The sequence below is a fragment of the Kocuria atrinae genome, from assembly GCF_039531425.1.
GTDB classification, from domain to species: Bacteria; Actinomycetota; Actinomycetes; order Actinomycetales; family Micrococcaceae; genus Kocuria; species Kocuria atrinae.
Window position 1 is genome coordinate 1 of the sequence record NZ_BAAAQA010000028.1, and the last position, 3,184, is coordinate 3,184.

A 3,184-nucleotide genomic window follows, 5' to 3' on the forward strand; every position below is an offset into this window, starting at 1 on the left:
CCACCACCGAACTTCAAGAACTCCTGGACCAATTCCGCACCTGGTACAACACCGCCAGACCCCACCGGGGGGCCTTGACCCTGGTTTCTGGACACGCTGATTCCAGCATCTGCTGGGGAAGCGAGATGATTGTTCATCATGGCCAGAAAGAACTACTCAGAGGAGTTTCGACGGCAGGCCGTTGACCTCTACGAGTCGACACCAGCGGCAACCGTACGCGGCATCGCCGCCGACCTCGGAGTCGAGCGTGGCACGTTGCGCCATTGGCTCGCCCGGTACGGGACCGGTAAGAAGACCAGCGCCGATGGCAGTCCGACGCCCAGCCCGCTCAAACGTACGCCTGCGACACCGAGTGCAGCCGCTGCCGGCGAGGAGTCGCTCGAGGCCCGGGTGGCGCGGCTGGAGGCCGAGAACCAGGCGCTGCGAGGCGAGCAGGTCAAGCTGACCACGGAACGCGAGATTCTGCGGCAGGCGGCTAAGTATTTCGCCGGGGAGACGAACTGGTGACCCGCTTCCAGTTCGTTGAGGATCTCTGCCCCACCTATCCGGTGAAGCGGTTGTGCGAGCTCGTCGAGGTCACCCGGTCCTCGTTCTACGCCTGGCGTGCCGGTACTGCCGGCCGCCGGGCTCGACAGGAGGCCGATGCCGGGCTGGCCGAGCGGATCCGCAAGATCCACGATGGCGACAACACCGTCGGCGCCCCCAGGATCACCGCCGCGCTCAACGACGGAGCCGAGTCCGGGCGGCGGGTCAACCACAAGCGCGTCGCCCGGGTGATGCGCGCCCACGGCATCCGCGGCTACCAGAAGAAGCGGCGGGTGACCACGACGGTGCCCGAACCGGCCGACCAGCAGGTCCCGGATCTGCTGCAGCGTGATTTCACCGCCGAGGCACCGAACCGAAGATACGTGGGAGATATCACCTATCTTCCGATTGCGAACGGTTCGAACCTGTACCTGGCCACAGTCATCGACTGCTACTCGCGTCGGCTGGTCGGCTGGGCGGTCGCCGATCACATGCGCACCGAGCTCGTTGCAGACGCGCTGCGCAGCGCCGAGCAGACTCGGGGCAGCTTGGCAGGGGCGGTGTTCCACTCCGACCACGGATCCGTCTACACCTCGAAGGACTACGCCGGCCTGTGCCGCCGGCTCGGGGTGACCCAGTCGATGGGCGCCGTCGGGTCGAGCGCCGACAACAGCCTGGCCGAATCGTTCAACGCTGCGCTCAAACGCGAGGTCCTCCAAGACTCCCATTCCTGGACCGACGAGCTCAGCTGCCGCCGCGAAGTGTTCCGATGGCTGATCCGCTACAACACGAAACGCCGTCACTCCTACTGCGGCTACCAGTCACCGACGACCTATGAAACCGAACGCGCTGCTACGCTCCGATCAGCAGCCTAATCCCAACCCCGTGTCCACAAACCGGGGGCAAGGCCCGGGCCATCGCACGAACCACCCCAGCCACCGCCTACGCAGCAACCCCGAAAGCCACCCCGAACACCGAAACCACACCCGAATGGCGCACCCGCACCGACGTGATCGACGCCTGGGGAAAAGTCAGCCTGCGCTACGCCGGGACACTACGTCACCTAGGCATGGGCCGAGCCCACATCGGTGAACCCGTGCTCATGCTCATCCACGACAACCACGTCATCACCAGCAACGCCATCACCGGAGAAATCATCGCCGAACACACCATCAACCCCACCAGCAACTACCAACGACCCCACCACCGGCAGTGAACCCCCACCCCCAGACACGACAAAAGGGCCCCGGAACCATAAAGTTCCAAGACCCTTCTGTCATCCATCTACCGACTCATCTGTCAACGATGACCCGACTCAGGACAAGAGTGGACCTCCGTAGACAGTTTGAGAACCTTTCCCCGGCCTTGAAAACCGCAGCTTCTCGGCTGTCTCGGGGAGTCTATCGGCGGGATCGGCGGGGTTGTGAGCGGCGGATCACGGACACGAGGGGGCCGTTGGTGCGCTCACTTGGGATGACTCAAACCCTGCTCTCGCCCGCCCAGGTGGACGAGCTTGTCGTCGCGTACATCGCGGGCGCGACGCTAGTGGAACTGGCCGCACAGTTCCGAGTGCATCGCCGAACCGCCGCCGCGCACTTGTATCGGCGTGGCATCACACCGAGGACCCGGGGACTGGACCCGAGCGAGGCTGCGGAAGCGTGCCGCCTGTACGCGGACGGGCTCACTCTGATGGAGATCGGCTTGCGCATGGGCGTCTCACAGGGCGTCATCGGACGAGCGGTCACCAGAGCCGGCCACGAACTGCGTCCGCGGGGAAGACGCCCTTCTGAGGCTGCCTCAACCGGCGTGTAGGGTCTGACACGGCTCATTCGCCCAGTTCAAACAGTTGTGGTGCAGCGTGGGCGTCGATGTCCCACTCCAATGCCATGAGACGCACCGCACCCAGCGCGATCGAGAGCTCCGTCTGCTCGCCCGCTGTAACCGTCCGCAGCATCTGGGTGGCGATGTCGCCGCCAGTGGAGTTGCCGGACTCTTCATTCGTCAGCTCCTCTTCGAGGGCGTCCAGAAACAAGGCAATCTGCTCAGTCACTGCATCCGTTGGCGCTTGCCTAATTACTCCCTTCGATCGAGCGAGTCCCTGCTTAGCATCTTCCAGAACCTGGACGACAGTGTCATGCGCTCGCTGTTGCTCAGCGAGCGCCAAGACCCCTGACGCAACTTGAACCGACGCGACCGCCGCGTCGAGCGCCTCGGTCAGTGGGACGTCGTGCGGTTGAGGAAGATCAGTTGCCCAATGTCCCAGTGCCCCAACTGGCAGTAGAGAAGCGACCAGTGACATTGTCAGCGGTTCGACGGGCCTCCCGTTACGGATCGGAACGAGCACGAACTTCTCTCCGGGTAGTACCGCCGCCTGGAGAGCAACGACGATTTCTTCGAGCGCGTTGCCCCAGGTGACCAGCGATGGCACGTCGAGGCCTATGAGTCGTTCGGGGACAAGCTGATATCGGTCGCTCGTGGGCATGTGCACACGAAATCGCCAACCGATGTCTACACCGACTCGTTCCAGTTCAGCTTTCCGAGCCTGCAGCCTCCGCCTTGTAAGACTTCGGGCCGCGTCGGCTGCTCTGCCGGGTCTGTCCGTTAAACGGTGTGTGGGGTCCGGCGGTTCTCATTAGTGAGTGGTTCTTTCGAACCGTCC

The 3,184-nt window shown here is 63.8% G+C and carries 4 protein-coding genes; 3 read left to right on the top strand and 1 reads right to left on the bottom strand.

All coding sequences use genetic code 11. From position 1 onward, the window contains the following. Positions 1 to 138: 138 nt before the first annotated feature. The 3 genes from ABD283_RS12265 to ABD283_RS12275 all read left to right on the top strand — a co-directional run bounded on the left by ABD283_RS12265 (position 139) and on the right by ABD283_RS12275 (position 2,337). Positions 139 to 1,400 (top strand): IS3 family transposase gene (locus tag ABD283_RS12265; protein ID WP_344225289.1). Its coding sequence is split into 2 segments (ribosomal slippage): positions 139 to 487 and positions 487 to 1,400, totalling 1,263 coding nucleotides; the frame shifts between segments, so codons are not numbered across the junction. Positions 1,401 to 1,594: 194 nt separating this feature from the next. Further along, entirely contained in the window at positions 1,595 to 1,741 is a 147-nt protein-coding gene (locus ABD283_RS12270; RefSeq protein WP_344225290.1) for a hypothetical protein, read from the top strand. Positions 1,742 to 1,998: 257 nt separating this feature from the next. After that, entirely contained in the window at positions 1,999 to 2,337 is a 339-nt protein-coding gene (locus ABD283_RS12275) for a helix-turn-helix domain-containing protein (protein ID WP_344225291.1), read from the top strand. Between the two features lie 13 nt (positions 2,338 to 2,350). On the opposite strand, the gene ABD283_RS12280 is transcribed toward ABD283_RS12275, so the two are convergent. Beyond that, complete coding sequence (locus ABD283_RS12280) at positions 2,351 to 3,007, bottom strand: hypothetical protein (protein WP_344225292.1); 657 nt, start codon at positions 3,005 to 3,007, stop codon at positions 2,351 to 2,353. Positions 3,008 to 3,184 lie beyond the last annotated feature (177 nt).

What these genes read in the sequence shown, in the direction of transcription:
- ABD283_RS12270 (WP_344225290.1), top strand. Translation starts at nt 1,595, where the DNA reads ATGGGCCGAGCCCACATCGGTGAACCCGTGCTCATGCTCATCCACGAC.
- ABD283_RS12275 (WP_344225291.1), top strand. Translation starts at nt 1,999, where the DNA reads ATGACTCAAACCCTGCTCTCGCCCGCCCAGGTGGACGAGCTTGTCGTC.
- ABD283_RS12280 (WP_344225292.1), bottom strand. Translation starts at nt 3,007, where the DNA reads ATGCCCACGAGCGACCGATATCAGCTTGTCCCCGAACGACTCATAGGC.